This window comes from Edaphobacter aggregans DSM 19364 (assembly GCF_000745965.1).
Lineage (GTDB): Bacteria > Acidobacteriota > Terriglobia > Terriglobales > Acidobacteriaceae > Edaphobacter > Edaphobacter aggregans.
Genome location: NZ_JQKI01000020.1, coordinates 47,372 through 72,957, shown reverse-complemented (window position 1 = coordinate 72,957; position 25,586 = coordinate 47,372). Strand labels below are relative to the sequence as shown.

The window sequence follows — 25,586 nt, the reverse complement described above, 5'->3', positions numbered from 1 at the left end:
GGTGTTCTATGGCTGAAGGCACGGGACGTGGCGAGCGATTTTCTATCTGGTTTTTCGTCGGAATTCTGCCGCTGTTCTACGGCTTGATTCTGGTGCCATATGGAATCTATGAGGCGATGGGACATGAGGCTCCGACGGCGCTGCATGAGCTGCATCCGACGCTGTGGTGGGGGCTGCTTCTGCTGCTGTTTGGCGTGTTTTATGTGATTCGTTTTCGACCGGGGAAGGACTGAGCTGGATGAGCGGGAGAGTTTGGGAGGAAGTATGGGCAGGCAGATGACTTTTGGCGTGATCGTTGGCAACCGCGGATTCTTTCCGAGCCATCTGGCGGCTTCAGGACGCACGGAGATGATTGCGGCGTTGGAGCGCCAGGGGCATAAGGCGATCGTGACCTCTGCGGAGCAGACGGCGTTTGGCGCAGTTGAGACTTACAAAGAGGCGATGATCTGCGCCGAGCTGTTTCGGCAAAATGCCCGGGAGATCGATGGGATCATTATCACGCTGCCGAACTTCGGAGAGGAGCGTGGGATCGCAGATGCGATTCGGTTGGCGAACCTTCAGGTTCCGATTCTGATCCAGGCGACTCCTGACGACGCGGGGAAGATGAGCATCGCGTTTCGCCGCGACAGCTTCTGCGGCAAGATGTCGATCTGCAACAACCTGCGGCAGTATGGGATTCCCTACACGCTGACATCGCTGCACACGGAGGCTCCGGACTCGGAGGAGTTTGCGCGGGACCTGGCGACGTTCGCTGCGACGTGTCGTGTTGTTCGCGGCTTCAGGAACCTTCGCATCGGCGCGATCGGCGCGCGTCCAGCGGCGTTCAACACAGTGCGCTACTCGGAGAAGCTACTGGAGAAGAGCGGCATCACGGTGGACACGCTGGATCTGAGCGAGGTGTTTGGGCGCATCCGCAGGTTGGCCGATGACGATGGCGCGGTGAAGGAGAAGCTGCAGGCGATCAAGAGCTATCTTCCGGTGAATAACACGCCCGAGGATGCGCTGTTGAAGATGGCGAAGCTGGGCGTGGTGATCGATGGCTGGATGCAGGGGAACGCGCTGGATGTGACGTCGGTGCAGTGCTGGACGTCGATGGAGGAGTTCTTTGGCGTTGTGCCGTGCACGGTGATGAGCATGATGAGCGAGAAGCTGCTGCCGAGCGCGTGCGAGGTCGACACGATGGGAACGCTCTCGATGCATGCCCTGTCGCTGGCGAGCGAGACGCCATCTGCGTTGCTGGACTGGAACAACAACTACGGCGGCGATCCGGACAAGGCGGTCTGCTTCCACTGCTCGAACCTGCCGAAGCACTTTTTCCGCGAAGGCGTGAAGATGGACTTCCAGCAGATTATCGCCGGCACGGTGGGGAAGGAGAACACCTTCGGGACGCTGGATGGAAGAGTGAAGTCCGGCCCGATGACGTTTGCGCGTTTCTCCACGGACGAGTTTGCCGGGACGATTCGCGGCTATGTGGGGCAGGGAAGTTTTACAGACGACCCGCTGACGACATTCGGAGGAGCCGGTGTGGTGGAGATTGAACATATGCAGCAGCTGTTGCGATATATCTGCGAGAACGGGTTTGAACACCATGTTGCGGCGAACTTCTCGCATGTGGGCGAAGGGGTGAAGGAGGCCGCGGAGAAGTATCTGCGGTGGCCGATGCACCTCCATCACTAGAGCAGGCAGCTTGGCTATCCCATTCTGTTGAGACTAGATAACGAAGGCGCGATACAGCGGGTCCGTCGGCTTGAAACGATGGGCCCCCCGGGGAGTTTCTTTGATCCAGAGTTTCTCGGCAACTTCAGCTTCGTCCATCCTTGCTTCGTTGAAGGGCAAGCTCATCGTCTCGTGCCAGGCGGATCCTGGCGATCCGATGGATCACGTGGACACGATTGCCCGAATGGCGACCTCGGTGCTTCGCGGAGGTGCTGCCGGACTGAGGGCGGAAGGTGCGGAGTGCATCAAGGCCTTCCGCGCGATGACGGACCTCCCGATTATCGGCATGGTGAAGACCAAGGGCCCCAATGGCGAGGTCTACATTACGCCTACGTTTCGAGCGGCACAGACGGTGAGCGAGGTCGGTTCAGACATCATCGCTCTGGATTGCACGCTGCGCCGGCTGACGGAGCCTGAGCCGTGGCCGGAGCTTATCGGGCGGATTCACTCGGAGCTGGGACGACCGGTACTGGCCGACATTGCGAGCCTGGAGGATGGGCTGGCGGCGCAGGAGGCCGGAGCCGATGCGGTGGCGACGACGCTCTATGGCTATACGGCGGAGACGGCGGGAGTTCGGAGTTTCTCGTGGCCCCTGCTGGATGCGCTGGTCGAGCGGCTGCAAGTTCCGGTGGTCGCGGAGGGGCATATCAACCGGCCGGAGGATGTGCGCATCGCGCTGGACAGGGGAGCACATGCGGTGCTGGTCGGCTCGGCGATAACACGTCCGGAGAGCATTACGGCGCGCTTCGTCGCGGCGACGCGAGGCTGACGCGGCTATTCGAGGGTGGTGGTTGGTATGCGGATCAGGGCGCGGTAGCGGTCGCCGCGATATCGCGAACAGGCGACCTCTATAGGAGTCTGTTCGGTGGTGATGATGATTCGCGAGATGGAGAGGACGCTGGCCCTTCGGGGGATCGTGAGCAACTCCGACTCTTCAGGGGTGGCGGGGAGCGCCTCGATGATCTCATCGGCCCAGGCGACACGAACGCCGTAGTTTTCGCGGAGGATGTAGTAGAGAGATTGCTTTGCGAAGTTGATCCGCTCAAGGCCAGGGAACTGTCGCAGGGGGATGTGCGATTCTTCGAGCGCCATTGGGATTCCATCGGCTAAGCGCAGTCGGCGGAGCTTCATGACGGATGCTTCGTGCTCGATCTTGAGGCTTTCGGCGAGGTCCTCGGTGGCCTTTACGACGATCTGCTCGAGCAACTGGGAGCTTGGGACCATGCCGCGCTGCTTCATGTCCTCGGTGAAGCCGCGGAGATGCATGATGTTCTTTTCGAGCTTCGGGCTGGTGACGAAGGTTCCGCGGCCCTTCTGGCTGAGGGCATAACCACGAGCCTTCAGGCCGTGAAGGGCCTGCCGTGCGGTCATCCGGCTGACCTTGTACGTGCGCGCCAGTTCCTCTTCGGAGGCAAGCAGGTCGCCCTCGGAGAGTTCACCGGATTGAATTCTTTCCATTAATGCGCGCTGGATCTGATAGTAGAGCGGGATGAAGCCGCTCTTATCGAGCGGATGTACGGATGAGGCAGCATGAACTTGGGCTTTCGACACAGTATTTCAACCTCCTCGACTTTTGCGGCAGCTTCCTGTCTGTGTGCGCGCATTCATGCAAACTTCCGGTGGGATGACTTGTTCCTCAGCAGATCGTCCTTATGCGTGGCTTCTATGCTTCGCGTTCCCTTGAGGTTCCGTACCGTTTCTAATTGCATTGTCCGATACTTGTCTATACATCTCGTGAAAATATTCCCAATTCGGTGTTCTTTCCGCGGATGAATGTGCGTATCTCAGCGGCTGGGGTCGAGTTCGGGAGCGGCAATGTCCCTGCTGGCGGGCGTGTCGAGAGGAAGGTGCCAGACGCCTCCGCCGAAGGTGGTGATGTAGACCTTGCGGGGATCTTCGGGGTCGGGCTGAACGCTGTGACCCCATTTGAAGTTGAAGCTGGGGATTCGGCTCCAGTGCTCGCCACGGTCGCGGGAGATCCAGGCGGAGGATTCGAAGCCGGCGGCGTAGAGGGTGCTGGGGTTACGTGGGTCGATGGTGACGTCGTAGATGTGGCGGTCGCGCTGAAGGATCCAGCGCCAGGTATGGCCACCGTCGGTGGAGAGAGCGATGCCTCCTGCTTCGCCGTTCTGGATTGAGATGCGAGAGTGGCTTGGTGGGGGCGAAGGGGCTGTTGCTTGCTCGGGAGTGGCTCGTGCCCAGAGCGCGAGATAGAGGCGCTGCGGGTCGTTGGGGTCGATGGCGAGGCCGTTGGGGGCGTTGGCACCGCTGGGAAGTAAGACGGGCGACCATGAGTCGCCGCGATCCTGAGAGCGGTAGAGGGCTCCGTCGCCTGCGTTGCCGATGCTGCCGTCTTCGCTGCGGCGTGCGATGAGGGCGTAGAGAGTGCCGTCGCCGGCACGGGCGAGGCGCCATGCGAGAGGGTTCGCGCCGGCGATGCCTTTGTTGGCGGGCTGCCAGGTGTGTCCGTCGTTGGAGGAGCGATAGACGCCGTAGCCCATGGTGGCGATCCAGAGGGTACGGTGGCCGGGCGGGCTGGCTGGGTCGAGGAGAATGTGCGTGGGGGCGGTGGGAGGGAGGCCTTCGTTTGAGGGCTGCCAGGTGCGCCCGCCATCGATGCTGACGCAGATGCCTCCGATGTAGGACGAGGTGGGAGTATGGCGCCACATTTTGGGGCGCGGCAGGTCGTGTATGTCGCTCATTGCGGCCCACATCTTGCCGGAGATCGCGGGGTCGAAGGCGACGGAGTAGGTGGTGTTGCGCCAGTTGCCGGGGACGCCGGCGACGGAGCGTGTCCACGAGCGGCCGGAGTCCTCGCTGCGGAAGAGGCCGATGTCGGTGGTAAGGATGAAGCGGCGGCGCACATCGAAGGGGTCGAAGAGATAGCCGTAGGTTGTGGTGACGTCGAGGCCAGTTGTAGTCCAAGTGGCGTTCTGTTCGGGGGCGCTTGAGGAGAGCGCGGAGTAGCGCGCGGTCCAGATTGCTCCGCCGTCGGTGGTGGCGAGGGTTCGGCCGAGGTCGGTGGCGTAGGCGAGATCTGGGTTGTTGTCATCGACAGTGAGGCTGAGTGGTTCTTCGGCCCACTCCGGGGTCATATCGCGCGCGATCCAGGCGTCGTGGACGTTGGGGGATTCGGTGCTGAAAGTGGAGCGCCAGACGAGCGTCCAGTGCTGGCCGTGGTCGGTCGTGCGAGCGATGCCTTGCAGCGTCTGGCCATCGAGTTGGAGGTGCGAGTAAGAGGCGTAGGCGACCTCAGGGTGGTGAAGGCTGGTGGCGACGGCGCGGAGTTGAGTGCCGGTGCCCGGGAGTACGGAGGTGGTCCAGGTCAGGCCGCCATCGGTAGAGATGAGGAGGCCGGAGCTAGACTGCCCGAGATGTGAGACGGCGTAGAGAGTTGGAGGACCGGAGGCCGCGAATCCTGCAGAGACGTCGGTGAAGGTGGCGCCGGGTGGTGGTGTGCGTTGTTGCCATGCTCCATGCATGCGGACGTGGATGGTATGGGCGTCGGCGATGTAGAGGTCGCGCGAGGCGCGCGGTGAGTTGGGGTCGATCCAGATGCGAAGCGGCGGCTCGGGCAGCGGGCGGAGGCGATGCCAGGAGAGGCCGCCGTCGCGGGAGAGAACGAGGGCTGTCCGAACGTCTTTTTGGGCGGCGGCGTAAAGGATGCGTGAGTCTGTGGGGTCGATGGTGAGGGCGACGATCTGGCCGATGGGGTTGGGGCTGGCGATGACGGTCTCGTCGGCGTGATCGGAGTCCATGCGGATGGCGCGGACGGTGGAGGGGCGCGGCCAGAGCAGGCGCCAGGTTGCGCCGTCGTCGGTGCTGCGCCAGAGGACGTCGGTTGCGGCGTAGAGGGTGTGGGGGCGGATGGGGTCGAAGGCGAAGAGGTGCACGCTGCCGCGAAGGTTGAACATTCTCCAGTGGTGGCCGGCGTCGTGGCTTATGTAAGCGCCGGTCATGTCGCAGGAGAGCAGAACCTCGCTGGGATCGCGCGGGTTGATGGTGACGTGAAACATGGCGCCGCCGCCTCCGGGGCCGACGATGCGCGGTGCTTGCGCGTGGATGGCAGCAGCCAGTGCCGCAAGGAGTGATACGGCTATCCAAGAGGTGATCGTTTTATGTCTTGAGATTGTAGAGACCTTCCTGACATCAAAATTGCCACCGTTTCCTGTCGTTCATTATGATCCCGTGAAGGTGGTTCTTCGTTGTGTCCCTGCTTGATGAACATTGGGGATCATTTCTTATGAGAGTTCCTTATTTCTTTTTCAGGGGAGTGCAGGGATGCGGAAGATCGGCATCATCATGAACGGCGTCACGGGACGCATGGGGACGAACCAGCACCTGGGGCGGTCGATTGCGGCGATTCGCAAGCAGGGCGGCCTGGAGCTTCGAGACAAGACAGTAGTGATGCCGGAGCCGGTGTTGGTGGGGCGGAATGCGCTAAAGTTGGAGAGGCTGGCGAAGGAGTGGGGCATCGAGCGGTGGTCCACTTACCTGGCTGCTTGCCTGGCGGACAAGGAGAACATCATCTACTTCGATGCGCAGTCGACGCTGCTTCGCGCCGAGAGCGTGAAAGAGGCTATCAAGGCAGGCAAGCACGTGTACTGCGAGAAGCCGCTGGCGGGGACGCTGGAGGAGAGCCTGGAGCTAGCGCGGGCGGCAGAGCGTGCGGGAGTGAAGAACGGTGTGGTGCAGGATAAGTTGTTTCTGCCGGGGATTCTGAAGCTGAAGCAGGTGATCGCAAGCGGCTTTCTGGGCAGGGTGCTTTCGGTGCGCGGCGAGTTTGGCTACTGGGTCTTCGAAGGACCGATGCCGCCGGCGCAGAGGCCGTCGTGGAACTACAGAAAGGAGGAGGGCGGCGGAATCATCCTGGACATGTTTCCCCACTGGCAGTATGTGCTGGAGAACCTCTTTGGACGGGTGACCGCTGTGAGCTGCATTGCGAGGACGACGATTCCTGACCGCGTGGACGAGGCGGGCAAGACGTACACGTGCACGGCGGACGATGCGGCGTATGCGACGTTTGAGCTGGAGGGCGGGGCGATCGCGCACATCAACTCGTCATGGGCGACGCGCGTGAACCGGAGCGAGCTGCTCGAGCTGCACGTCGATGGCACGGCGGGCAGTGCAGTGGCGGGGTTGCGCGAGTGCAAGGTGCAGTCGCGGGTGACGACTCCAAAGGCGGTGTGGAATCCGGATACTCCGAATCCAATCCACTTCCTCGACGCCTGGCAGACGGTGCCGACGACGGTGGCCGAGGAGAATGCCTTCAAGATTCAGTGGGAGATGTTTCTGCGACACGTGCTCGAAAACGCTCCGTTCCCACATGGGTTCCTCGAGGCCGCGAAGGGGGTTCAGCTTGCGGAGGCGGGACGGGCATCGTGGTCTGAGCGGCGCTGGGTCGAAGTGCCGGAGCTCAGTCTTCGCTGAGGCGAAGGTTGCAATTTGTAACTCTCGGAGATCGAAAGACGAATGACACAGATTCGACTTCCACTTCACGGTGGGCTGACGCAGTACAGACTGAACGAAGCAAGACCGCTGCCGATTGTTGCCGGGCCGCCCCCGGCATCGCGCGTGGCCTATGCGGCTGCGCATGTGGTGATCGATCCGCTGCGGCCGCAGGTGCTGGACATCGAGGCGACGATGGCCTTTCGGCGCCATTTGTGGTCACTGGGCTTCGGTGTGGCTGAGGCGATGGATACGGCGCAGCGCGGGATGGGGCTGGACTGGGAGACGGCGCGTGAGCTGATTCGCGTGTCATCAGGCGAGCGTGGCGGAGCAATCGCCTGCGGTGCGAACACGGACCAGCTGGAGACAGGGAAGGTCTCGACCCTGAACGAGGTGATTGCCGCATACGAGGAGCAGTGCGAGGCCATCGAAGCCGCGGGCGGCAGGGTGATCCTGATGGCGAGCCGCGCGCTGGTTCGGTGCGCGAAGGGGCCGGAGGACTACGCGCAGGTGTACGGGCGGCTGCTGAGCGGACTTCGCCAGCCGGCGATTCTGCATTGGTTGGGCGAGGCGTTCGATCCGCAGCTGACGGGATACTGGGGTGGCGCGAGCCTCGAGGAGGCGATGGCGACGTGCCTGGGTGTGATCCGCGACAACCGCGAAAAGGTCGACGGCATCAAGATATCGCTGCTCGATAAGCAGCAGGAGATTGTGATGCGGAGGCAACTGCCCGAGGGCGTGCGGATGTATACGGGCGACGACTTCGACTATGCGGAGTTGATTCGTGGTGATCAGGAAGGCCACAGCGATGCGCTGCTTGGGATCTTCGATGGGATTGCACCGGCCGCGGCGCTCGCGCTAAGGGCGTTGGATGCGGGCGACCTTGCGAAGTATGAGGAGCTGCTAGCTCCGACGGTACCACTGTCGCGCCACATCTTTCAGGCGCCAACATATTTTTACAAGACGGGGCTGGTGTTTCTCGCGTATCTGAATGGGCACCACAGGCACTTTCATATGCTGGGCGGTCAGCAGAGTGCGCGTTCGGTCGTGCATCTGGCGGAGCTGTTTGTGCTGGCGGATCGAGCGCGGCTGCTTGCAGACCCGGAGCTTGCAGTGCATAGGATGCGGCTGGTGCTGGAACTGGCGGGAGTGGAGGCTTAGTGGCTGATCTGTCGAGGCTGAGCTTCAACCAGATGACGGCGGGTAAGGCCACGTTGCGCGAGGTGGTGGATGCGTGTGTGAGGCATGGCGTCGAGTGGATCGGGCCGTGGCGTCATGCTGTCGGCGACGATCCGGGGGCTGCGGGCAGGATGATTCGCGATGCGGGGCTGCGTGTCTCGAGCCTGTGCCGCGGAGGCATGTTTCCGGCTGCGACGGCGGAGGAGCGGCGGAAGAGGATTGATGACAATCTGCGAGCGATCGACGAGGCGGCTGCGCTGCGGACGGATCTTCTGGTGCTGGTGAACGGGCCCGCTCCAGGGCGAGACATTGAAGGAGCGCGGCAGATGGTCGTGGAGGGGATTGCGGCGATCGTCGACCATGCGGAGAAGAGCGGTGTGAGGCTGGGGGTGGAGCCGCTGCACCCGATGTTCGCTGCCGACCGGAGTGTGGTGGTGACGATGGGGGAGGCGAACGAGATCGCTGCGCGTTTTGATGCGCGCCGGGTTGGATTGGTGGTGGACGTCTACCACATCTGGTGGGACCCGCAGGTGTATGCGGAGATTGCACGGACGGCAGAGCGGATCTTTGCCTTTCACGTATCGGACTGGATTGTGCCGACGCCGGACATGCTGATGGGCCGCGGCATGATGGGTGACGGTGTCATCGAGATACACAGGCTGCGCGAGGCGGTGGAGCGAGCCGGCTACACAGGGCCGATTGAGGTGGAGATTTTCAATGAAGAACTGTGGGCGCAGCCTGTGGATGCGATTGTGAGCCGGGTGGCGGCGAGGTTCATAGAGTTTGTTTAGACGTTCCGTAGCCTCAGCTAGATAAAAAAATAAAAAAGCAGAACTGCGGGAACTTTCGTGTTCCTGTGGCGTATCCACAGGTATAAATGTTGTTATGCCACAGGAGAGACGCATGGGAGACGCGAAGCTGGATCTTTTGCAGGGGACGCTGGATCTGATGGTGCTGCAGACGCTGGCAACGATGGGCGAGATGCACGGCTATGGGATCGCACGGCGGATCGAGCAGGTGAGCGGCGACGAGGTTCTGCTGAACCAGGGGACGATCTACGCGGCGCTGGTTCGACTGCAGCAGCGCGGGTGGATCGACGCGGAGTGGGGAGCTTCGGAGAACAATCGCAGGGCGAAGTTTTATTCGATTACGAAGCGCGGACGGAAGCAGTTGGCCGAGGACACGGCGTACTGGATGCGGCTCTCAGGCGTGATGGGTCGAGTGTTGGCGATGAGCGAGGATGGAGGCGAGCAATGAGTGGCCGGGCGGGTGGCTCGTCGCTGATGGATTCGCTGCGGCGCGCGGTGGCGCGGATGGGGGCGTTCTTTCACAGGGAGCCGCTGGATCGTGAATTGGAGGAAGAGGTGGCGTCGCATATCGCGATGGCGACCGAGGACAACATTCGCAGCGGAATGACGCCGGAGGTGGCGCGGAGGAAGGCCATGGTGAAGTTCGGTGGTGTGGAGCAGGCTAAGGAGCGACAGCGAGAGTCGCGCGGGCTGCCAGGCCTGGAGACGTTGCTGCAGGACCTGCGCTACACGATCCGGACGCTGGGGCGCGATCGCGGTTTTGCAACGGTCGCCATACTAATTCTCGCGCTGGGGATCGGGGCCAACGTTGTGGTGTTCAGCGTCGTGAACACGATTCTGCTGCGACCGCTGCCGTTCTACGATCCGTCGCGGCTGGTGTGGATTGCTCCGGAGGACGCGAAGGGGTTGTCGAGTTCGACGTACTCGGTGGACGCGTACGAAGACCTGCGGCTGATGAATAGGTCGTACGAGGACGTGACGGGTTACTTCGCATTTTCCACAGAGGACAACTACAAGCTGACGGGGCGCGGTGTTCCGCTGCCGGTAACGGGAATTATGGTGGCGGGGAACTTCTTTCATGTGCTTGGAGTGGAGCCGGTGCTGGGGCGGCAGTTCAGGCCGGAGGAGTCGTTAAGGGGCGGGCCCGCGACGGTAATGCTTTCCTACCCGTTTTGGAAGAGGCAGTTTAGCGGAGACCAGTCGATTGTAGGTAAGCCGATTGAGCTGGATAGCAAGCCGGTGATGGTGGTGGGGGTGCTGCCGGAGAGTTTCGACTTTGGCGCGGCGTTTTCGCCGGGAGCGAAGGTGGATATTCTGACGCCGCTGATCATGGATGATATTCGCTATCAGGGGAACACGATCGCGATCATCGGGCGCCTGAAGCGCGGCGTGACCTTGGAGCAGGTGCGCGCCGAGGCGAAGATACTGTTTCCGCAGTTCTACTGGGGCAAGCGCTTTCCGGACTCGAAGGGGAACTACACGGCTCACCCAATTTATCTGAAGGAGTACGTGAGCGGGAAACTGCGGCGTTCGCTGATTGTGCTGTGGTGCGCGGTGGGGCTGATCCTGCTGATTGTGTGCGTGAATCTGTCGAACCTGCTGCTGGCACGCGCGGCGGCGCGGAGCAAGGAGTTTGCGTTGCGTAGCGCCCTGGGTGCGGGACGCGGGCGGCTGATACGGCAGTTGCTGACGGAGAGTCTGGTGCTGGCGGGTGCAGGAGCGGCGCTGGGGCTCGGGCTCGCCTATGCGCTGCTGCAGTATCTCGCGCACCAGGGATCGATTGCGCTTCCACTGCTGAGCAGCGTCAGGCTCGATGGCACGGCACTTGGGTGGACTCTTCTCATTACGGTATCGACAGCGGTTCTCTTTGGGCTGGTTCCGGGGATAAAAGCTTCTCGTGCCAATGTGCAGGAGGCGCTGAAGGATGGCGGTCATGGAACGACCGAGGGCCGCCAGCATGAGAAGATGCGCACGGCGCTGGTTGTCTCGGAAGTAGCACTGGCTTCCGTGCTGCTGGTCGGCGCAGGGCTGCTGTTGCGGAGCTTTCTGCGCGTTCTGGACGTAGATCTGGGGTTTCAGCCAAGCACGGCGGCAGCGGTTCGCGTGGATTATGACGATGGCGGAAAAACAGAGAAGCGGACTGCGATTCTGGAGAACATTGCGCATCGTGTGGAAGGGCTGCCGGGCGTGGAAGTGGCGGGCTTCTCGGACAATCTTCCTCTGGATCGGAACCGGTCATGGGGATCGCCGTTCATCAAGGGCAAGCATTACAAGCCGGGCGAGCTTCCGGGAGCGTTTGTGTACATCGTTTCGCCGGGCTACCTGAAGGCGATGGGAATGCGGCTGCGCGGGAGGGACTTCACATGGCAGGACAACGACAAGGGTGAAGGCGTGGTGGTGCTGAACGAGAGTGCTGCCAAGGGGTTGTGGCCGGGAGAAGACGCGGTCGGGAAGATGGCTGTGATCGGAAAGAAGGATGTTCGCGTGATCGGAGTGATCGCCGATGTTCGCGATACGAACGTTGAGGGCAAATCGGGCTGGCAGATGTACCTGCCGATGATGCAGAGCGACTGGGGTCCGGACGGTGCAGTGCTGGTGGTGCGGTCGAAGCTTCCGCCGGAGCAGCTGGCGCGCAGCGTGATGCGTACGCTGCGTGAGATCAACCCGAACCAGGCGGCGGTAGAGTTTCGGCCGATCCAGCGGCTAGTCGATCATGCGGTCTCACCGCGTCAGTTCTTCATGCTGCTGGTGGGGATGTTTGCGGCGCTGGGACTGGTGCTGGCTTCGCTGGGAATTTATGGGGTGATCTCGTACTCGGTAACGCGGCGGACGCAGGAGATTGGCGTGCGGATGGCGCTGGGTGCGTCGCCGGGCAACGTGCAGATGGGAGTGATCTCGAAGACGATGCGGATGGCGTCGATTGGGATCGGTGTCGGGGTGTTGGGGTCGATCGCCGTGGCGCACCTGATCGCGTCGCTGCTGTTCGGGACGGCTCCGACGGACCCGGCGACGTTTGTGGCCATGGCTGTTCTGCTGGGCATTGTGGCGGGGCTGGCGGGTTATCTGCCGGCACGGCGGGCGTCGCGAATCAATCCGATGGTGGCCTTGCGCAATGAGTAGTCTCCATAGAAAAGCCGGCAGGTGGAGTGTGCCTGCCGGTTATTTTTTCCTGCGCACCGGTTATGCGGCCGCTTGCATATTGACACCGTCGGAGATAGAACTCAGCAGCTTGTCTGCAGCCTTTTCTTCGTTCAGGATCGACTCGAGAGCCTGAGCATCATTGGAGAGCCCGAGCAGGGTGGCCCAGTTGCGCAGAGTACCGTAGACAGCGATCTCGTGATGTTCGACCTGCTGAGCGGCGGCGATGAGCGTGATGTCGCGAATGGCAGTGTGCTTTGCGTCCTTGATACTGTCTTCCGCTTCGGTGATGAGGCCGCCAATTGCCTTGCAGGTGATGGTGTCGATGTCGCCGGTGGATCTGCGCAGCAGGTCCTCCACGCGGGCGACATGGCCCTGAGTCTGTTGCAGATGATCGCGGAAGGCGGCGGCGAGTTGCTGGTCGGTCGACTTCTCGATCATCTTGGGAAGAGCGTCGGTAATCTCCTGCTCCATGTCGAGTGCTTTCTTGAGGTTATTGATGTAGAGCGTACGTAGATCTTCGATGTTGGCTGAGAACAGTTTCATGAAAGTGCTCCTTTTGGGATATCGCAACATGCACGCCGAGCGACGCCGCGCGTTGAGGCACAGTGGCAACGGATTCCATTCGCCTGGGGTGAGACGGCAACGTGCGCCGGAGTGCTCACGGGTCGTGCGCGTTCTGTCTGGGTTGGATGCGCTCCGTTGTTGCAGGTTGGCCGGGGTTGGGGAGAGACACACACCATGTTACAGGCGTGCAACAGCGATATACTCGGATATGTCAGGACACGCACAGCGTTTCGTTGAAAGGGACCTATGAGCACAAGCAGCGGCAGTCATCCGAGTGGAAACGGCACGAACGGCAACGGCAATGATTACAAGGTTCCGACGGGCCGGGCGGAGTGGATCGTCAAGCGGAAGGCCGAGGCCGAGCGGACGGGCGACGGGAACATGTCGCAGATGCACTTTGCGCGGAAGGGTCTGATTACAGAAGAGATGGCGTTTGTGGCAGAGCGAGAGAAGATCTCCGCGGAGAAGGTGCGGAGCGAGATCGCCAAGGGAACGATGATTATCCCGGCCAATATCAATCACGTTGAGCTGGAGCCGATGTGCATTGGGGTTGAGAGCCTCTGCAAGATCAATGCGAACATCGGCAATTCGGCGCTGGTTTCCAATGTGGACGAGGAACTACGCAAGCTGCACACGGCGGTGCATTTCGGTGCCGACACGGTGATGGATCTGTCGACGGGCGGCGATATTCCGATGATCCGCGAGGCGATTTTGCGGCACAGCCCAGTGCCGATCGGCACGGTGCCGATCTACGAGGCGCTGAGCCGGGTGAAGCGCGTGGAGGACCTGAACATCGACCTTTATCTCGAGGTGATCGAGGAGCAGGCGCAGCAGGGTGTGGATTACTTTACGATTCACGCTGGCGTGCTGATCCAGTATGTCCCGATGGTGGCCAAGCGCATCACCGGCATCGTGAGCCGCGGCGGCGCGATCATGGCGCAGTGGATGACGCATCATCACAAACAGAACTTCCTGTATGAGAACTTCGACCGCATCACGAAGGTGATGGCGAAGCATGACGTCAGCTACTCGCTGGGCGACGGACTGCGGCCGGGCTGTGTGGCCGATGCGAGCGACGAGGCTCAGTTCGCCGAGTTGAAGACGCTGGGCGAGCTGACTCGACAGGCGTGGAAGGATGATGTTCAGGTGATGATCGAAGGCCCGGGCCACGTTCCGATGGACAAGATCAAGGAGCAGGTGGACAAGGAAGTGGAGATGTGTGACGGCGCTCCGTTCTACGTGCTGGGGCCGCTGGTCACGGATATCGCTCCGGGCTACGACCACATCACCTCTGCGATCGGCGCAGCGATGATCGGCTGGCATGGTGCTTCGATGCTCTGCTATGTGACCCCGAAGGAGCACCTGGGGCTTCCGAACGAGAAGGACGTGAAGGACGGCATCATCGCGTACAAGATTGCGGCTCATGCGGCGGATATTGCGAGGCATCGGCCCGGCGCGCGCGATCGCGACGACGCGATCTCGTACGCGCGCTACACGTTCGACTGGGACAAGCAGTTTGCGCTCTCGCTCGATCCGGAGACGGCGCGTGGGATGCACGATGAGACGCTGCCGGATGACTACTACAAGGAGGCGGCGTTCTGCTCGATGTGCGGGCCGAAGTTCTGCTCGATGAACTGGTCGAGCAAGGTGGATCAGTTCAATGAGCGCGAACATGGACTGAAGAAGGCGGACCTGACGCAGATCGTGACCGAGCAGATGGCGCTGAGAGGCTAGCTTCGACCCAATGCAAAATCAAAGGCCGCTCCTCTGGGGGCGGCCTTCTTACTGCGCGATGGGGTTGATGTTTCCGGTTTGAGGCAGGGCAACGGTGAAGGTTTAGAGGATGTCCTTCTCCTCACGCTCAGAGCGCATGGCCAGAAGTGCAGGAGCGATGATCATAGCGAGAAATACGAGTGCAAGAACCAAGTCGTGGACCATTGGGGAAGACTCCTTGGGGCGGTTTTTTACCGTCTCATGGAGCATCTTGAAGCAGGTATCTCGCAAGGAACATCCCACCTCGGGAAGCGCTGACTGACCCGAAAGTGGTATGGCGATTTTCCGGGAAGCCGGAAGGAGAAGCTGTCTCGGAAGTGCGTCCTGCTGGGCCTACTTTGCGGCAGCTTCAAGGATGGCTGCGGAGCGGTTGAGAGCATCGGCGAGGAGCCCGAGCTGGGTCTGGGCTCGGGCCGGGTCCGGCGTGCTGATGGCCTCGTTGACGCCGGGGATGACGACGGCGGCGTAGCCGGTGAACTCGCCTGGAGCGTAGATGGTGTGCTTGTACCACGGCCGGTGCGGCAGGCCATCGGGATTGAGCAGAGCGCTCTCGGCGGCGCGCAGGGCGTGGTTGAGAGCGGCTGCATCGGACGGCGGGGCAAGCTGCCGAGCACGGATCGCGGTTCCCGCCGCCTCGAAGCGATGTGCGGCCGCGAGCGCCGAAGCGAAGTTGAGGCTCAGCTTGTTCGAAGTAGCGTTCTTCTGCGCGGTCTCGATGTAGTTGACGATCTCCTTGCCATAGAGTTGGTAGTCGTAGGGCAGCACATCGGCGTCGGCCATGTGGAGGATCTCAAGCCCGAAGACACGGGCCTGCTGTTGCTCGAAGATGAAGGTGGGGTCGGCGAATTTGATGAACCAGTTGTAGTTGTCGAAGGCCGAGTGATAGACGCCGTAGGGGCCCTCTGAGCCGATGTCGGTGGAGGGTACGCCGAGGTGCTGGATGAAGGGCGTGTAGTCGGAGCCGGAGCCGAGGTCGCCCACGCGGACATCGTCTTCGACCTGCGCATTGAAGCGCGTGGGGCTTGCGGAGGTTGTGGCGATGCGGCGCTCTGCGTCGGTCTCCTGCGCGGTCTTCCACTGCTCGTAGACGGTGCCTCCCTTGGGCGATGGGACCTGCCTGGAGACCTCACGGACGAACTGCTTGAGGGAAGGGACGGCTGCGGACTTGAAATCGGGGCCCGAGACGCCGACGTCGGTGTTGAAGTAGGCGACGGCGTTGGCGAGATGATTGGCATGCTGCTCGGCCCACTCGGTCGAACCCATCAGGCCCTCTTCTTCTGCATCCCACGATGCAATGACGATGCGCCGCTTCGGCCGCCAGCCCTGCTTGAGCAACTCGCCGAGGCCATGGACGGTCTCGAGCATGGCGGCGGTGCCGGAGTTCGGATCGACGGCTCCGAAGACCCAAGCGTCGCGATGGTTTCCGGCGACGACCCAGTCTTCTTTCTGAGCCGGATCGGTTCCTTCGATGGTTCCGATGACGTCCCAGATGGTGCGCAGCGCGGTGTCCTGCTCAAGGTGCATGTGGACGGTGACCTTCCTATCGCTTCCACCGACGTGATAAGTGAAAGGCAGCGCTCCCTGCCATGAGCGCGGTGACTCGGGGCCGCCGAGGCACTTGAGGATGGGGCTGGCGTCCTTGTAGGAGAGCGGGTTGGCAGGAATGCTGGGCTGGTTGCCCTTGAGCTGCGAGAGCGGGATGCGCTTTGAGTCGGGAAGGTCAGACGTGGAAGCGACGCCGGGGGTCTGCGGGTCGCCGGGATAGATGGGGAGAAACTGTACGGAGCCGCGCTGTACGCCGGACTCCGGCCGATAGGGGCCCTTGGGGTATACGTCGCCGCGGAAGTAGCCGTCGTCGGCGGGGTCGGAGTAGATGAGGACGCCCTTGGCGCCGAACTGCTGCGTCAGGTAGACCTTGACGCCGCGGAAGTTGCCTCCGTAGCGGACGAGAACGATCTTGTCCTTGACGCTGACCCCGAGCTCGGCGAGCTTTTTGAAGTCGGCGAGATTGCCGTAGTTGGCGTAGACGACCTCACCGGTGACGTCGCCGGAGGGCGAGGAGCCGTTGAACGCGGTGAGGATGCGAGGGTCGTCCTGGAAGGGGTCGCCGCCGTGCTTCTTTGGATCGACGTGCTCGGGCGTCGGGCCGGACATCAGCTTGTTGCCGCTGGCATCAAAGGCCTCGATCTCGATCTTGACCGGCTTGTTGAGCAGGACCTTGTAGGGGACGATCTGGGTATCGAGTCCGGCGGCCTTGAACTTGTCGGCGACGTAGACTGCGGTGGCGTAGTCCTCGGGAGAGCTTGCCCAGTGAGGCGCGGCGGTGAGGGTCTTCAGGTGCTCGCCGGCGAGCTTGGCGTCGGGGACGGGAAGGAAGGCAGCGTCCCACCTGGCCTGCTGGGTGAAGTCGCGATAGCCGAAGACCTGCGGGGTTTGAGCCGAAGCGGTTAGGGCAGTGAGAAGAAGAGGGCAGACCAGTGTACGGACAGCGCGCAAGAAAATACCTCTAAGGGAAAGGTAGAGGTAGAGTATCGCATTCTGTGCGGTGCCCGGGCAGACGCGCAGAATGCGAAGCATCAGGCGACCGGCTCGCTGCAGAACTTGCAGCGGCGGGCCGCGGTGGGAATATCGGAGAGGCACTCGGGGCAGGGCTTGACGGCGGCGGCCTGCGGACCCTGAATGCGGGCCAGCAGCTTCTGCATCGGCAGCACCAGGAAGAAGTAGATGACGAAGGTGATGATGAGGAAGTAGATGACGGCGTTGAGGAAGTTGCCGTACTTGAGGGGCGTTCCGTTGACATTCAGGACAAGTGCGGAGAAGTCAGGCTTGCCGGCGACTGCAGCGATCAGTGGTGTGATGATGTCTTCGACGAGCGATTTTGTAATGGCCGAGAAGGCGCCGCCAATGATGACGGCGACAGCCAGATCGATGACGTTGCCGCGGAGGATGAAGTCGCGAAAGCCTTTGATCATGTAGCTCTCCGGTGAGCGAAGCTGTTTTTACGGGAGTCTAACACCGCCAAGTGTCTTCCCCGGACCGAGGACTACTGCTTTGGTACCTCAAGCGTGGCGGTGGAGACCTCGACGGTGCCGATGTGGTTGTTGCTCGTGTCGAGGACGCCGACCCGCAGGTAATACTCTCCGCTGGCGGGCATGGCGATCTCCTGACTGAGACGAAGACCGCCGCGCGAGGCTGTGGCGAAGTCCTGCTCGCTAAGGTGAAGAGGCACGACACGGCTGGTCTTGTTAACGGTATTGCTCTCTTTGTCGTAGCCGATGATCATGAACTCGAGGGTCGCCGATCGCTTGCCGTTGTCGATCTGCCAATTCATATCTTCCGGATCGACGGCGTAGTCTACCCGATAGCGGCGCTGGGCGTGCAGTGACACCGCAGCCAGGCCCCCTTGCGCGGTCGTTTTGGCAACCTCGGCAGGCGGATTGATCGCTACCGACGGGGAGACATGGATCGAGAAGATGATCTCGGTGGGGTCGGGAGCCCCGCGGCGCATGGTTGCGATCAGCGTACTGGCCTCGCTGCGTTCTGACTCGGGCGTTGTCTGCTGGTTGGCGGTGGTTGCGGCGCGCTCGCTGGCGATGTAACTGGTTCGATACGAAAGGTGGTAGTTCCTGCCGTCGAGGTTGACCTTGATCTTGCGTGTCTTGCCGTCCCATTTCGCGTTGGAGGGGACGTAGGTCAGGGTGTAGTAGTTCGCGCCCATATTGATGGCCTTGACCACCGCGCCGGCGACGTCGTTGGTGTTGACGAAGGCGTGGCCTCCGGTCTCATCGGCCACGCGATACATTGTGGCCTGTTGGGCGAGACGCGTGGCATTGGCCTGCATCGACTGTCTGGCATGGCTGCCCGGATCGGCCTGTTGCGCACCTGGAATGGTGGAACCGACCTCGGCGGTGTAAGCACGGTCGGCTGTGAGCCCGGTGGCTTCGACCGGATAGACGGCGACCTGACTCTTTGCGAGGTCGATGGAAAGCTGCTGTACCTCCCGGCTGAAGTCGACTGTGCTGTCAAATGGCCTCGATCCCGCCTCCGCCGAGTCGGCATCGAGGAAATACTGAAGCGCGAATCCTCCGGAGGCCCAGATGAGATTCTTACGTCCGGGGAGCGCTGAGAGATATTGGCTGAGTTGGCGCAGCGCGGTTAGCGTAAACTCGGCTCGGTCACGGAGTGCGGCGACGTTGACGCGGCGATCGTAGAGCGCAAGCGGTGAGCCCGGAGCGTATCCCGTTGCCTCGTAGCTGCCATTGGCGCTCATCACCATTGCCTGGTCGGCCGCGCCGGTCTGAATAGAGGAGGATGCCTGGAGGGCCGCTGCGCCGAGAATGCCGCGTTGGCGTGAGACCGCTGCCTTCAGAACAGCGGGGTCCGAGGTAAAGCTCTGCAGCATCACAAGGCGGTTGCTGATTCCGAAGACGGCGACCCGGGTGCCCGAAGGAAGGGAATCGACGACCGACTTCAGCTGGGAGCGGAGGAACGGTTGCACATCAAGCGGCGTGTTGAGCGAGTCGAGCACGATGATGTTCAGCGCGCTGCCCTCCGGCGCTGTGACGACGTTGCTGAAGGTATTGGGAGGCATCTTCGGCTGCGGTGGCAACGCCGCGTTTGCCGGGGCTGCAGTGTGCTCCTCGAAGTGACGAATCGTCTGTGGCTGCTTGTCTTCGAGCAGGACAAAGTCTGACGACTTGAGGTCGTGCACGGCGTTGCCCTTGGAGTCGGTGACGACGACATCGACGACAACGATGCGCGACTTCACATGCAGCGTCGCCGATTCGTTTGTCGGTTGCTGGGCTGCGGCACGGAGGACCATGGCTGACAGAAGGAGCAGCGAAACAACGCGAATTTTCATGATTAGCGGGGAACGTATCACGGAGTCCACCGAGGATCAAGAAAATTGACGGTCTACTGCGAACTTGCGAGCCAGTGTGTGTAGGGGTAGAGGAGGAAGAAGAGGATCATGCTGAGAGCCATCAGATCCATGTAGATGAGGAGAACGACTCCGCCGTGATACCAGCTCCAGCGCGTGCGCATGCAGCGGAGGTGGTCGAGGGTTCCGGCCGCGGCGGTGAGCGCGGGCAGGACGAGGAAGAAGTTGGCTCGGTTGTTCGGAAAGTCCGAGAGCAAGAGGGCCACTCCCAGGCTGAGGAGGACGAGAAGGCCTCCGCGGAGAAGAGAGCGGTTGCGCGGATTGAGGATGCGAGGGAGCACTCTGCTCTCTCTAGGGTAGAAGGTTTTGGCATCGGACGTGAACCTGGGCCGGATATCGATCGAAGTTTTCGTGCGGTCGCAACGTATGATGATGACGACTCACATCGAATCTTCAACGGCGGATCTCTGTGACTGGAAATCTAAAGGGTTGCGAACCGGTAACGGCCATCGAGCATAGGAAGGGTGGATGGCGGAACCTGGGTGTCTCACCGGAGCGTGCCTTTGCGGCGGTCGTGGCACTGAGCATCGCGCTACGGCTGGTGGCACTGGTGCTTGGCGCACGGGAACCGCTGGTCTCGGACTCAACGGATTATCGCGAGATGGCCGCGCTGCTCGCGAGCGGGGCAAGGTTTCTGCCTTACTGGCCGCCGGGGCTTCCGCTGTATCTTGCACCGTTCCTTGCGGCTGGCTTTGGGGATGCGGTGCTGCGCGCGGCGATGCTTCTGTGGTGGCTGCTGTTCTGCTGGGGCACATGGCGACTGGTCGTCGATCTTGGCGTAAAGAGAATCGGCTGGCTGGTGCTGCTGGTCTTCGCCATCGCACCGACAGAGATCCATTTTTCGATGGAGTCGATGACGCAGATGCCGGCGGCGGCCCTTCTGCTGATTGCCGCAAGCGCGGCTCTGCGATGCGCGCGGGGAGCGGGGTGGGGAGAGGCGCTGTTGCTGGGCGTTTCGCTCGGTTATCTGTCGCTGGTGCGCCCGAGTGTGCTGCCGCTGTTGGTCGTGATTCCGGCGCTGGTCTTTCTTCGCCGGCGACGGCTGGCTGGGCCGATTGCAGCGATGCTTATTGGCGGTGCGATGATCTTCGGCTGGATGGCGAGGGTGCACCAGCTTAGCGGGGTGTGGACGGTCAATACGTCGAACGGCGTCAATCTCTATTACGGCAACAACCCGTGGACCCCGATGTACAGGACCTGGTACTTCGGGTCGCATGCCAAGCCGGGGTCAGAGGAGATTCTAGAGTTTCCGGAGTATGCGGAGATCATGGAGCGTGTCTCCGCTCTTCCACGGGCCAAGCGCTCGGCCGAGTATCAGCGGCTGGCGGTGTCTTATGTCACGCACGCCCCGGGTGCATTCGTGCTGCGGACGCTGAACCGGGTGCGATGCTTCTGGGGCTTCGATACGTTTACGGCGGCGAACCTGCGGTCGGTTCCGGGCTGGATGCACAGGCTGTTCGTGCCAGTTCTTGCCTTGGATGCGCTTTGTTTTCTGGCGATCGTTGGGTTTGCGGTGTACTGGTTGGCGTGCGCGCCGGGGGTATTCTGGCTGCAGTGGGATACTTGGCTGCTGGGTGGGACGGTGGTGCTTTACAGCCTGCCGTACTGGGTGACGATGTCGCACCCGACGTATCACTTTCCTGTGATGGCTCCGCTGGCCTTGCTGGGCGTGAAGGCTCGGGAAGCCTCGGCGGCATCGTTAAGAGCGCCGCGTTGGCACGGCTGGCTTGGAGTGACCGCGCTGGGGCTGATCCAGGTGGAGTGGATGTTTTACTTGGCGAAGGGCTGACGCGGCTTACGCCGTCGTCAGCTCAGGCTTCGCAGAGGTTGCTTCGAACATCTCGCGGATGCTCTTGTCGTAGGGGGCGCGGAGGACTCCGTGCTCGGTGATGATGGCGGTGATGTATTTGGCCGGGGTGGCGTCGAAGGCGGGGTTCTGGATGGCGGCCCCGTTTGGCGTCATCTGGCGGCCGTTCGAGTGGGTGACCTCGGTGGCGCTGCGCTGCTCGATCGGGATTGCGTCGCCGTCGGGGGTATTGACGTCGATGGTCGAGAGCGGCGCGGCTACGTAGAACGGGATGCCGTGCTCCTTGGCGAGGACGGCGACCGAGTAGGTTCCGATCTTGTTGGCCGTGTCGCCGTTGGCGGCGATGCGGTCGGCGCCGACGATGACGGCCTGGATCTTGCCCTGACGCATCAACGAGCCGGCCATGTTGTCGCAGAGGACGGTGGTGGGGATGTTGTCGTGCAACAACTCCCAGGCGGTGAGTCGGGCTCCCTGGAGGTAGGGGCGGGTCTCGTCGGCGTAGACGTCGATCTTGTGGCCGCGCTCGACGGCGGCGCGGATGACTCCGAGGGCGGTGCCGTAGCCGCAGGTGGCGAGGGCTCCGGCGTTGCAGTGGGTGAGGACGGTGCCTTCCTGCGGAAGGAGGGCCGCGCCGTGCGCTCCCATGGACTTGCAGGCGGCGATGTCCTCGTCGTACATCTGCTGGGCTTCCTTGATGAGGGCGGCCTTGATCTCGGGGATCGGCGTGTTGGCGGCTGCGAGCGCGTTGTACTTGTCGCGCATGCGCTCGATGGCCCAGAAGAGGTTTACGGCGGTGGGGCGCGTGGCTGCGAGGGTGTCGCAGATGAGGGCGACTTCGGCGTTGAGGGCGGCGATGTCGGTGGCCTTCGACTGGCTGACGCCGAGGGCGACGCCCATGGCGGCAGAGACTCCGATGGCGGGTGCGCCGCGGACGATCATGTCGCGGATGACGGTGGCGACCTGCTGGTAGTCGGTGGCGAGGACGTAGGTCTCCTCGAGGGGGAGCTTGGTTTGATCGAGGAAGTTAACGCCGTTCGGGAGCCATTCTAGGGTGGGAATCATGTCCTTACTAGTTTATCTGCAATTGTTCGTTGGAGCAGTTAGTGGTCACACAACTAAGTTGGCACCCAGTTAGAAATGCAATGGTGAAACTCTTCCCAATCATCAAACGCCTTCCAGAGCTCAGCAGCCTGAAGTTCAGCAATTGGCGGCCCACTCAAGTTGTATTGATTGCGGCCTTTAGTGATCTGAATGCAGTCACTTTCACGACATAATTCGACATACCAATTTCCGAATGAACGAGCATCGTAAATAAGCGTCGAAAGCGACCAGCCTTTCGTTTGCAGTTCCGTTATAAGAGTCCCTGCTTCCTTTGCAATCTTGGGATGAAGAACTTGATTCATGTTGTTTTCAATGCAAGATGCGCGGCGCGGACGTCGTTGGCGGTGAAGGCGGAGTAGAAGGGGGCGTGGGGGGCGGCCGCTTCTATGTTGGCTCGGCCGCCTTGTTCGCGGTCTACGAGGCAGAGGACTCCGATGACGTTCATGCCTGATTCTTGGGTGGCCTCGATGGCGGTGATGGTGGAGCCTCCGGTGGTGCAGACGTCGTCGACGATGACGACTTGGGCTCCGGGTTTGTGGAATCCTTCGAGGCGGCGGCCGGTTCCATGTTGCTTTTCGGCTTTGCGGACGAGGAAGCCGTGGACGAGGGTTTCGCGGTGGTGGTGCAGGTGATGCCAGGCGGAGGCGCTGGCGGTGTTGGAGACGAGGGGGTCGGCTCCCATGGTGAGTCCGCCGACGGCCTCGGCCTGGGGGAAGTGCTGGGCGATTAGGTCGTAGAGGACGAGGCCGGAGAGGCGGCCGCCCTCGGCGTGGAGGGTGGTGGTGCGGCAGTCGATGTAGTAGTCGGACTTCTGGCCGCTGGCGAGGGTGAAGTCTCCCAGCTTGAAGGAGAGGGTGGCGATGAGGTTGAGCAGGTCGGTCTTGTTGTCGTCTGGCATGTCTTCTCGAGGATACCCCTCCCCCCGGCTTCGTTGTGCAAAGTCTTAGAAACAGAGAAGTTAGGTTGGTACTTTGGTCTGGATGAGGTTGATGCTTAGGTTTTCTAAACTCTATCTACTTCTATTTTAGCGAGTGGAGGGTAACTAATCGGCAACTTGTAATTCTTTTTGTTTCATGGAGTTATACGGTTTTGGGGGCTTGACAAGATTTTTTCGAAGCATGGGGCTGCATTGGTGGTTAAGTTGGCTTTGCCGAAGAGCGGCGCTTCAGACGAAATGCGGGGGTTCTTCCCCTTCGGCTTTGCTCAGGGTCAGAATGACGACCTAAAAGAGCATTGATGAGCGAGGGGTGGAGGCGGATTGACCTGCGAGGGGTAGAGGCGGATTGACGGGCGAGGGTAGAGGCGGAACGACGGGCGAAGGGCAGCGGCAGAAGCGGTCTCTGTGGCCTTTATCAGGAGTAGAGTTTGGTGGTGGTGCAGGACTGGGCTCGGGTGAGGAGGAGGGCTCGCTCGCGGGCGTTGCGGGCGAGTGAGGCGGCTCGTTCGAACTCGGCGCGGGCTTCGGGGAGGCGGCCTAACTTGAAGAGGAGGTCGCCGCGGACGCTGGGGAGCAGGTGGTAGTTGCTGAGGGAGGGGTTGGAGAGGAGGGGCTCGACGAGGTCGAGGCCTGCGGCGGGGCCGGAGGCCATGGAGACGGCGACGGCTCGGTTGAGCTCGACGATGGGGGAGGGGGTGGTCTGGTTGAGGCGCTCGTAGAGGGCGGCGATGCGGTCCCAGTCGGTGTCGGCGGCGGTGGCGGCGCGTGCGTGGCAGGCGGCGATGGCGGCCTGAAGGACGTAGGGGCCGGGCTGGGTAGTGGGCGTGGGAGCATCCTGTGAAACCGGTGTTTCAGAGGGGAGACCTGGGGTACCCGGTGCATACTGCGAACCCACCTTAGTCTTGTGCCGACTGGCGTTGTCACGAGTCGAAGATGGGGCGCCCGGGTTGGTGGCTCTACGGGGATCCTGGGAAACCTGGGTCTCAGAAGCGAGACCTGGGGCACCGGGCTTGGTGGCGGCGGGTCGAGAGGCGAGGAGGCGTTCGGCGAGTGCGAGGGCGGCGAGGCCTCGGCCGATAAGGAGGTGGTCCCAGCGTGAGCGGTCCTGGTCGAGGAGGAGGATGGGTTCGCCGGTTGGGGTGACGCGGGCGTGGAGGCGGGACGCTTGAATTTCCATTAGCCCGACGAGGCCGTGGACCTCGGGCTCATCGGGGGTGAGTTCGGCGAGGATGCGGCCGAGGCGGAGGGCGTCCTCGCAGAGGGCGGGGCGGGTCCAGTCGTCGCCGGCGGTGGCGGAGTAGCCCTCGTTGAAGATGAGGTAGATGACTTGGAGGACGGAGGCGAGACGGGCGTTGAACTCTTCGCCGCGGGGGAGTTCGAAGGGGACGCGGGCTTCGCTGAGGGTGCGCTTGGCGCGGACGATGCGCTGCGCGACGGTGGGCTCGGAGAGGAGGTAGGCGCGGGCGATCTCGTCGGTCGTGAGGCCGCCGAGGAGGCGGAGAGTGAGGGAGACGCGGGACTCGGGGGGGAGGATGGGGTGGCAGGAGATGAAGATGAGGCGGAGGAGGTCGTCGGCGATGGGGGTGTCGATGGCGGCGTTGATGTCGTCTGGGGTGAGCTGGCGGGTGCCCTCGATTTCATAACTTATTTGTTCATGTTTTCTGTCTAAGAGCTTGTTGTGGCGCAGGTTGTCGATGGCCTTGTTTTTGGCGGTGGCCATGAGCCAGGCGGCGGGGTTGTCGGGGATTCCGGTGTTGGGCCAGCGCTCGAGGGCGGCTACGAGGGCATCCTGGGCGAGGTCTTCGGCGAGGCCAACATCGCGGACGATTCGGGTGAGGGCGGCGATGAGGCGGGCGGACTCGATGCGCCAGACGGCGTCGATGGAGCGGTGGATGTCTTGCGCCTGGTGTGTGCCTGGGGCCTGCATCAGGGATGATGAGAGCACCTTTGGCGGAGGTGGTGCAAGGCGGTTCGAGCTTCGCCCTTCGGGCTTCGCTCGGGCCTACGGCAGTGCCGGTTGCGCCTTCGGCGCGGCGGGATGAGAGACCCAAGGCTGAAAGAGGGTGCTGAAAAAGTGGCTCGCGGGGGAAAACGCGACCTCAGCGGCTAAAGCCGCATTCAAAACAGGGCGGTTACGGCACGGCTGAAGCCGTGCCCTTAAGCAAGACGGGG

At 62.0% G+C, this 25,586-nt stretch carries 21 protein-coding genes; 10 read left to right on the top strand and 11 right to left on the bottom strand.

The features are described from left to right. Positions 1 to 8: 8 nt before the first annotated feature. From Q363_RS10510 to Q363_RS10500, 3 genes are all read left to right on the top strand, one after another. A complete protein-coding gene (locus tag Q363_RS10510) occupies positions 9 to 233 on the top strand; it encodes a hypothetical protein (protein WP_035349822.1) in 225 nt (74 codons plus the stop codon). A gap of 31 nt (positions 234 to 264) precedes the next feature. Further along, on the top strand, positions 265 to 1,677 hold the full coding sequence (locus Q363_RS10505) for an L-fucose/L-arabinose isomerase family protein (RefSeq protein ID WP_035349819.1): 1,413 nt from the start codon (positions 265 to 267) through the stop codon (positions 1,675 to 1,677). Positions 1,678 to 1,777: 100 nt separating this feature from the next. Continuing rightward, positions 1,778 to 2,485 carry an N-acetylmannosamine-6-phosphate 2-epimerase gene (locus tag Q363_RS10500; RefSeq protein ID WP_245632150.1) on the top strand — a complete coding sequence of 236 codons (708 nt, stop codon included), beginning with the start codon at positions 1,778 to 1,780 and terminating at the stop codon, positions 2,483 to 2,485. A 5-nt stretch (positions 2,486 to 2,490) separates the two neighbouring features. Here the strand turns inward: Q363_RS10500 and Q363_RS10495 are convergent, their stop codons facing one another. Both Q363_RS10495 and Q363_RS10490 read right to left on the bottom strand, forming a co-directional pair. After that, positions 2,491 to 3,267: a GntR family transcriptional regulator gene (locus tag Q363_RS10495; RefSeq protein ID WP_051978632.1), complete on the bottom strand. Its 777-nt coding sequence runs from the start codon at positions 3,265 to 3,267 to the stop codon at positions 2,491 to 2,493. Between the two features lie 233 nt (positions 3,268 to 3,500). Then, complete coding sequence (locus Q363_RS10490; RefSeq protein ID WP_211256163.1) at positions 3,501 to 5,732, bottom strand: sialidase family protein; 2,232 nt, start codon at positions 5,730 to 5,732, stop codon at positions 3,501 to 3,503. Between the two features lie 265 nt (positions 5,733 to 5,997). Here Q363_RS10490 and Q363_RS10485 point away from each other — a divergent pair, with 265 nt between their 5' ends. From Q363_RS10485 to Q363_RS10465, 5 genes are all read left to right on the top strand, one after another. Further along, complete coding sequence (locus tag Q363_RS10485; RefSeq protein WP_035349812.1) at positions 5,998 to 7,146, top strand: Gfo/Idh/MocA family protein; 1,149 nt, start codon at positions 5,998 to 6,000, stop codon at positions 7,144 to 7,146. A 42-nt stretch (positions 7,147 to 7,188) separates the two neighbouring features. Further along, a complete protein-coding gene (locus Q363_RS10480) occupies positions 7,189 to 8,325 on the top strand; it encodes a dihydrodipicolinate synthase family protein (RefSeq protein WP_035349810.1) in 1,137 nt (378 codons plus the stop codon). Further along, entirely contained in the window at positions 8,325 to 9,134 is an 810-nt protein-coding gene (locus Q363_RS10475) for a sugar phosphate isomerase/epimerase family protein (protein ID WP_035349807.1), read from the top strand. Before Q363_RS10480 ends, Q363_RS10475 begins: the two co-directional genes overlap by 1 nt. A 112-nt stretch (positions 9,135 to 9,246) precedes the next feature. Then, positions 9,247 to 9,600 (top strand): PadR family transcriptional regulator, encoded by a 354-nt coding sequence (locus Q363_RS10470; protein ID WP_035349805.1) that lies wholly within the window; start codon positions 9,247 to 9,249, stop codon positions 9,598 to 9,600. Then, positions 9,597 to 12,272: an ABC transporter permease gene (locus tag Q363_RS10465; RefSeq protein ID WP_245632149.1), complete on the top strand. Its 2,676-nt coding sequence runs from the start codon at positions 9,597 to 9,599 to the stop codon at positions 12,270 to 12,272. The genes Q363_RS10470 and Q363_RS10465 overlap by 4 nt, the downstream gene beginning before the upstream one ends. A 60-nt stretch (positions 12,273 to 12,332) precedes the next feature. Here the strand turns inward: Q363_RS10465 and Q363_RS10460 are convergent, their stop codons facing one another. Continuing rightward, positions 12,333 to 12,836 (bottom strand): YciE/YciF ferroxidase family protein, encoded by a 504-nt coding sequence (locus Q363_RS10460; RefSeq protein WP_035349803.1) that lies wholly within the window; start codon positions 12,834 to 12,836, stop codon positions 12,333 to 12,335. 267 nt (positions 12,837 to 13,103) lie between these two features. Here Q363_RS10460 and thiC point away from each other — a divergent pair, with 267 nt between their 5' ends. Then, positions 13,104 to 14,591 (top strand): phosphomethylpyrimidine synthase ThiC, encoded by a 1,488-nt coding sequence (gene thiC, locus Q363_RS10455; RefSeq protein WP_035349801.1) that lies wholly within the window; start codon positions 13,104 to 13,106, stop codon positions 14,589 to 14,591. Positions 14,592 to 14,963: 372 nt separating this feature from the next. Here the strand turns inward: thiC and Q363_RS10450 are convergent, their stop codons facing one another. The 4 genes from Q363_RS10450 to Q363_RS10435 form a co-directional block, all read right to left on the bottom strand. Next, on the bottom strand, positions 14,964 to 17,207 hold the full coding sequence (locus Q363_RS10450) for a M28 family metallopeptidase (protein ID WP_084080215.1): 2,244 nt from the start codon (positions 17,205 to 17,207) through the stop codon (positions 14,964 to 14,966). Continuing rightward, a complete protein-coding gene (gene mscL, locus Q363_RS10445) occupies positions 17,207 to 17,602 on the bottom strand; it encodes a large conductance mechanosensitive channel protein MscL (RefSeq protein WP_035349798.1) in 396 nt (131 codons plus the stop codon). The genes Q363_RS10450 and mscL overlap by 1 nt, the downstream gene beginning before the upstream one ends. A gap of 71 nt (positions 17,603 to 17,673) precedes the next feature. Beyond that, the gene (locus Q363_RS10440) at positions 17,674 to 19,491 is read right to left on the bottom strand and encodes a VWA domain-containing protein (RefSeq protein ID WP_084080213.1); all 1,818 of its coding nucleotides are present in this window, start codon (positions 19,489 to 19,491) and stop codon (positions 17,674 to 17,676) included. Positions 19,492 to 19,544: 53 nt separating this feature from the next. Continuing rightward, a complete protein-coding gene (locus Q363_RS10435) occupies positions 19,545 to 19,850 on the bottom strand; it encodes a hypothetical protein (protein ID WP_035349795.1) in 306 nt (101 codons plus the stop codon). Positions 19,851 to 19,978: 128 nt separating this feature from the next. Here Q363_RS10435 and Q363_RS10430 point away from each other — a divergent pair, with 128 nt between their 5' ends. Then, positions 19,979 to 21,358, top strand: coding sequence for a hypothetical protein (locus tag Q363_RS10430; RefSeq protein WP_035349793.1), 1,380 nt, complete (start codon positions 19,979 to 19,981; stop codon positions 21,356 to 21,358). A gap of 6 nt (positions 21,359 to 21,364) precedes the next feature. Here the strand turns inward: Q363_RS10430 and mtnA are convergent, their stop codons facing one another. The 4 genes from mtnA to Q363_RS43930 all read right to left on the bottom strand — a co-directional run bounded on the left by mtnA (position 21,365) and on the right by Q363_RS43930 (position 25,341). Further along, entirely contained in the window at positions 21,365 to 22,438 is a 1,074-nt protein-coding gene (mtnA, locus tag Q363_RS10425; RefSeq protein WP_035349791.1) for an S-methyl-5-thioribose-1-phosphate isomerase, read from the bottom strand. Positions 22,439 to 22,491: 53 nt separating this feature from the next. Beyond that, positions 22,492 to 22,779 carry a hypothetical protein gene (locus tag Q363_RS40375; protein WP_157466734.1) on the bottom strand — a complete coding sequence of 96 codons (288 nt, stop codon included), beginning with the start codon at positions 22,777 to 22,779 and terminating at the stop codon, positions 22,492 to 22,494. Further along, on the bottom strand, positions 22,776 to 23,375 hold the full coding sequence (pyrE, locus tag Q363_RS10420; protein ID WP_035349789.1) for an orotate phosphoribosyltransferase: 600 nt from the start codon (positions 23,373 to 23,375) through the stop codon (positions 22,776 to 22,778). Before pyrE ends, Q363_RS40375 begins: the two co-directional genes overlap by 4 nt. Positions 23,376 to 23,829: 454 nt before the next feature. Beyond that, a complete protein-coding gene (locus Q363_RS43930) occupies positions 23,830 to 25,341 on the bottom strand; it encodes an RNA polymerase sigma factor (protein ID WP_035349786.1) in 1,512 nt (503 codons plus the stop codon). Between the last annotated feature and the right edge of the window lie 245 nt (positions 25,342 to 25,586).

Bases quoted from the DNA above. Each gene is read 5' to 3' on its own strand.
- Q363_RS10485 (WP_035349812.1), top strand. From the start codon at position 5,998: ATGCGGAAGATCGGCATCATCATGAACGGCGTCACGGGACGCATGGGG.
- Q363_RS10470 (WP_035349805.1), top strand. From the start codon at position 9,247: ATGGGAGACGCGAAGCTGGATCTTTTGCAGGGGACGCTGGATCTGATG.
- Q363_RS10450 (WP_084080215.1), bottom strand. From the start codon at position 17,207: ATGCTTCGCATTCTGCGCGTCTGCCCGGGCACCGCACAGAATGCGATA.
- Q363_RS40375 (WP_157466734.1), bottom strand. From the start codon at position 22,779: ATGAATCAAGTTCTTCATCCCAAGATTGCAAAGGAAGCAGGGACTCTT.
- Q363_RS10460 (WP_035349803.1), bottom strand. From the start codon at position 12,836: ATGAAACTGTTCTCAGCCAACATCGAAGATCTACGTACGCTCTACATC.
- Q363_RS10510 (WP_035349822.1), top strand. From the start codon at position 9: ATGGCTGAAGGCACGGGACGTGGCGAGCGATTTTCTATCTGGTTTTTC.
- Q363_RS10490 (WP_211256163.1), bottom strand. From the start codon at position 5,732: ATGTTTCACGTCACCATCAACCCGCGCGATCCCAGCGAGGTTCTGCTC.
- Q363_RS10440 (WP_084080213.1), bottom strand. From the start codon at position 19,491: ATGAAAATTCGCGTTGTTTCGCTGCTCCTTCTGTCAGCCATGGTCCTC.
- Q363_RS10465 (WP_245632149.1), top strand. From the start codon at position 9,597: ATGAGTGGCCGGGCGGGTGGCTCGTCGCTGATGGATTCGCTGCGGCGC.
- mtnA (WP_035349791.1), bottom strand. From the start codon at position 22,438: ATGATTCCCACCCTAGAATGGCTCCCGAACGGCGTTAACTTCCTCGAT.
- mscL (WP_035349798.1), bottom strand. From the start codon at position 17,602: ATGATCAAAGGCTTTCGCGACTTCATCCTCCGCGGCAACGTCATCGAT.
- Q363_RS43930 (WP_035349786.1), bottom strand. From the start codon at position 25,341: ATGCAGGCCCCAGGCACACACCAGGCGCAAGACATCCACCGCTCCATC.
- Q363_RS10505 (WP_035349819.1), top strand. From the start codon at position 265: ATGGGCAGGCAGATGACTTTTGGCGTGATCGTTGGCAACCGCGGATTC.
- thiC (WP_035349801.1), top strand. From the start codon at position 13,104: ATGAGCACAAGCAGCGGCAGTCATCCGAGTGGAAACGGCACGAACGGC.
- pyrE (WP_035349789.1), bottom strand. From the start codon at position 23,375: ATGCCAGACGACAACAAGACCGACCTGCTCAACCTCATCGCCACCCTC.
- Q363_RS10480 (WP_035349810.1), top strand. From the start codon at position 7,189: ATGACACAGATTCGACTTCCACTTCACGGTGGGCTGACGCAGTACAGA.